This window comes from Klebsiella sp. ME-303 (assembly GCF_007910085.1).
GTDB lineage: Bacteria > Pseudomonadota > Gammaproteobacteria > Enterobacterales > Enterobacteriaceae > Klebsiella > Klebsiella michiganensis.
This window is the reverse complement of sequence record NZ_VOJB01000082.1, coordinates 1-3,675: the sequence shown is the minus strand read 5'-3', so window position 1 is coordinate 3,675 and position 3,675 is coordinate 1. Positions and strand designations below refer to the sequence as shown.

The 3,675-nt window shown below is 51.3% G+C and carries 5 protein-coding genes and 2 pseudogenes; all 7 read left to right on the top strand.

Annotation, left to right across the window (positions count from 1 at the left end):
- A pseudogene (gene tuf / locus FQK12_RS16795) lies at positions 1 to 171 on the top strand (elongation factor Tu); the annotation flags it as partial.
- Between the two features lie 232 nt (positions 172 to 403).
- Positions 404 to 787, top strand: a complete 384-nt coding sequence (secE, locus tag FQK12_RS16790) for a preprotein translocase subunit SecE (protein WP_014227491.1) — start codon at positions 404 to 406, stop codon at positions 785 to 787.
- 1 nt (position 788) lies between these two features.
- The gene (gene nusG, locus FQK12_RS16785; RefSeq protein ID WP_002438628.1) at positions 789 to 1,334 is read left to right on the top strand and encodes a transcription termination/antitermination protein NusG; all 546 of its coding nucleotides are present in this window, start codon (positions 789 to 791) and stop codon (positions 1,332 to 1,334) included.
- Positions 1,335 to 1,487: 153 nt separating this feature from the next.
- On the top strand, positions 1,488 to 1,916 hold the full coding sequence (rplK, locus tag FQK12_RS16780; protein WP_004097640.1) for a 50S ribosomal protein L11: 429 nt from the start codon (positions 1,488 to 1,490) through the stop codon (positions 1,914 to 1,916).
- Positions 1,917 to 1,919: 3 nt separating this feature from the next.
- Positions 1,920 to 2,624, top strand: a complete 705-nt coding sequence (gene rplA / locus FQK12_RS16775) for a 50S ribosomal protein L1 (RefSeq protein WP_004097642.1) — start codon at positions 1,920 to 1,922, stop codon at positions 2,622 to 2,624.
- Positions 2,625 to 3,043: 419 nt separating this feature from the next.
- Positions 3,044 to 3,541, top strand: coding sequence for a 50S ribosomal protein L10 (gene rplJ, locus FQK12_RS16770; RefSeq protein WP_004097644.1), 498 nt, complete (start codon positions 3,044 to 3,046; stop codon positions 3,539 to 3,541).
- A 66-nt stretch (positions 3,542 to 3,607) separates the two neighbouring features.
- Positions 3,608 to 3,675 (top strand): annotated as a pseudogene (rplL, locus tag FQK12_RS16765) (50S ribosomal protein L7/L12); the annotation flags it as partial.

The following is a 3,675-nucleotide window of genomic DNA, read 5'->3' as shown; positions in this document are numbered from 1 at the left end:
ACTGGCACCATCGAACTGCCGGAAGGCGTAGAGATGGTAATGCCGGGCGACAACATCAAAATGGTTGTTACCCTGATCCACCCGATCGCGATGGACGACGGTCTGCGTTTCGCAATCCGTGAAGGTGGCCGTACCGTTGGCGCGGGCGTGGTTGCTAAAGTTCTCGGCTAATTGCTGATAACATTTGACGCAATGCGCAATAAAAGGGCATCATTTGATGCCCTTTTTGCACGCTTTCACACCAGAACCTGGCTCATCAGTGATTTTTTGGGTCATAATCATTGCTGAGACAGGCTCTGAAGAGGGCGTTAAGTCCGAAACGCAGCAGAGCATTTCGGTTTGGTCGCCTCGCATTTCATGCGGGGTGAAGTTATTTGTCTGAATTCTTGTGACAGGTTGGTTTATGAGTGCGAATACCGAAGCTCAAGGGAGCGGGCGCGGCCTCGAAGCGATGAAGTGGACAATCGTAGTCGTGCTGCTGATTGTGGCCATCGTCGGCAACTTCCTTTATCGTGACATTATGCTGGCAGTGCGTGCGCTGGCTGTAGTGATTCTGATCGCTGCAGCGGGCGGTGTCGCGCTGTTAACGACAAAAGGTAAGGCGACAGTCGCCTTCGCTCGTGAAGCGAGAACCGAAGTCCGCAAGGTGATCTGGCCGACTCGCCAGGAAACGTTGCATACCACGCTGATTGTTGCCGCAGTGACTGCCGTAATGTCACTGATCCTGTGGGGACTGGATGGTATTCTGGTTCGCCTGGTATCCTTTATCACTGGCCTGAGGTTCTGAGATGTCTGAAGCTCCTAAAAAACGCTGGTACGTCGTTCAGGCGTTTTCCGGTTTTGAAGGTCGCGTAGCTACCTCGTTGCGTGAACATATCAAATTACACAATATGGAAGAGTTGTTTGGCGAAGTCATGGTGCCGACCGAAGAAGTGGTCGAAATCCGCGGCGGCCAGCGTCGTAAAAGCGAACGCAAATTCTTCCCGGGCTACGTGCTGGTCCAGATGGTGATGAACGACGCGAGCTGGCACCTGGTGCGCAGCGTACCGCGTGTGATGGGTTTCATCGGCGGTACATCTGACCGTCCGGCACCGATCAGCGACAAAGAAGTCGACGCGATCATGAACCGTCTGCAGCAGGTTGGCGATAAGCCGCGGCCGAAAACGCTGTTTGAGCCGGGTGAAATGGTTCGCGTTAGCGACGGTCCATTTGCCGACTTTAACGGTGTGGTTGAAGAAGTGGACTACGAGAAGTCTCGTCTGAAAGTGTCCGTTTCTATCTTCGGTCGTGCAACGCCGGTTGAGCTGGACTTCGCTCAGGTAGAAAAAGCCTAACAGCCGATCAAAAAAGCAACGTTTTAATCGTTGCATGAGGCGCGGAATTGACATACAATTTCGCGCCTTTTGTTTTTATGGGTCTGATTCCCATAAAGCGATATTTATCACGGGGAGCCTTTTTAGGCGCTACACCCAAACGAGGAAATTTACATGGCTAAGAAAGTACAAGCCTATGTCAAGCTGCAGGTTGCAGCTGGTATGGCAAACCCGAGTCCGCCGGTTGGTCCAGCACTGGGTCAGCAGGGTGTGAACATCATGGAATTCTGCAAAGCGTTCAACGCAAAAACTGAATCCCTGGAAAAAGGTCTGCCGATCCCGGTTGTTATTACCGTTTACGCTGACCGTTCTTTCACCTTCGTTACCAAAACTCCGCCGGCAGCAGTTCTGCTGAAAAAAGCGGCTGGTATCAAGTCTGGTTCCGGTAAACCGAACAAAGACAAAGTAGGTAAAATTTCCCGCGCTCAGCTGCAGGAAATCGCGCAGACCAAAGCTGCCGACATGACTGGTTCCGACATTGAAGCGATGACTCGCTCCATTGAAGGTACTGCACGTTCCATGGGCCTGGTAGTGGAGGACTAAGAAATGGCTAAACTGACCAAGCGCATGTCCGTGATTCGTGACAAAGTTGATGCGACCAAACAGTACGACATCAACGAAGCCATCTCTCTGCTGAAAGAACTGGCTACTGCTAAGTTCGTTGAAAGCGTTGATGTTGCCGTTAACCTCGGCATCGACGCGCGTAAATCTGACCAGAACGTCCGCGGCGCGACCGTACTGCCGCACGGTACTGGCCGTTCAGTTCGCGTAGCCGTATTTGCCCAGGGCCCGAACGCTGAAGCAGCTAAAGCTGCTGGCGCAGAGCTGGTAGGTATGGAAGATCTGGCTGACCAGATCAAAAAAGGCGAAATGAACTTTGACGTTGTTATTGCTTCCCCGGATGCAATGCGCGTTGTTGGCCAGCTGGGCCAGGTTCTGGGTCCGCGCGGCCTGATGCCAAACCCGAAAGTGGGTACCGTAACGCCGAACGTTGCTGAAGCGGTTAAGAACGCTAAAGCAGGTCAGGTTCGTTACCGTAACGACAAAAACGGCATCATCCACACCACCATCGGTAAAGTGGATTTTGACGCTGATAAACTGAAAGAAAACCTGGAAGCTCTGCTGGTTGCGCTGAAAAAAGCAAAACCGACTCAGGCTAAAGGCGTGTACATCAAGAAAATCAGCATCTCCACCACCATGGGTGCTGGCGTTGCCGTTGATCAGGCTGGTCTGAGCGCATCTGCGAACTAAGATTAGCTTTACGTGGGCGGTGGTTTTGTCTACAATTCTACCCCCACGATTCTGTTGAAATATAACAGAGCACTATGCGAGTCATTTGAATTGCAGCAAGGCAGCAAGTGAGTGAATCACCAGGAGCATAGTTAACTATGTGACTGGTGTGAACGAGCGCAGCTAACACAGCTGCGGTTCAAAGGACGAAGTCATAGAAAGAATTTGTTCGTTGGAGCCTGGCCTATCCAGGCCTCCGTCGAAGACCGCAGGTGTTTCGCAAGAGACTTAATGCCCTGCGTAGACGGTGACAGAACGCTAAGATTATTTTTGGATACTCTGGCTTGTTTCTGCTCACCGTATTAAGACGCTCTTCTCTTTGAGTCGAGTGAAGTGAGTTCCGGAGCATGAGCTCTGGCAAACATCCAGGAGCAAAGCTAATGGCTTTAAATCTTCAAGACAAACAAGCGATTGTTGCTGAAGTCAGCGAAGTAGCCAAAGGCGCGCTGTCTGCAGTAGTTGCGGATTCCCGTGGCGTGACTGTAGACAAAATGACTGAACTGCGTAAAGCAGGTCGTGAAGCTGGCGTATACATGCGTGTTGTTCGTAACACCCTGCTGCGCCGCGTCGTTGAAGGTACTCCTTTCGAGTGCCTGAAAGACACGTTTGTTGGTCCGACCTTGATTGCATACTCTATGGAACACCCGGGCGCTGCCGCTCGTCTGTTCAAAGAGTTCGCGAAAGCGAATGCAAAATTTGAGGTCAAAGCCGCAGCCTTTGAAGGTGAGCTGATCCCGGCGTCGCAAATCGACCGCCTGGCAACTCTGCCGACCTACGAAGAAGCAATTGCACGCCTGATGGCAACCATGAAAGAAGCTTCGGCTGGCAAACTGGTTCGCACTCTGGCTGCTGTACGCGATGCGAAAGAAGCTGCTTAATCGCAGTTGTCTTTGTAAAGCATTCGCTTACGTATAAACTTATTCTGATATTCAGGAACAATTTAAATGTCTATCACTAAAGATCAAATCATTGAAGCAGTATCCGCTATGTCCGTAATGGACGTTGTTGAGCT

What these genes read in the sequence shown, in the direction of transcription:
- secE (WP_014227491.1), top strand. Translation starts at nt 404, where the DNA reads ATGAGTGCGAATACCGAAGCTCAAGGGAGCGGGCGCGGCCTCGAAGCG.
- rplJ (WP_004097644.1), top strand. Translation starts at nt 3,044, where the DNA reads ATGGCTTTAAATCTTCAAGACAAACAAGCGATTGTTGCTGAAGTCAGC.
- rplA (WP_004097642.1), top strand. Translation starts at nt 1,920, where the DNA reads ATGGCTAAACTGACCAAGCGCATGTCCGTGATTCGTGACAAAGTTGAT.
- nusG (WP_002438628.1), top strand. Translation starts at nt 789, where the DNA reads ATGTCTGAAGCTCCTAAAAAACGCTGGTACGTCGTTCAGGCGTTTTCC.
- rplK (WP_004097640.1), top strand. Translation starts at nt 1,488, where the DNA reads ATGGCTAAGAAAGTACAAGCCTATGTCAAGCTGCAGGTTGCAGCTGGT.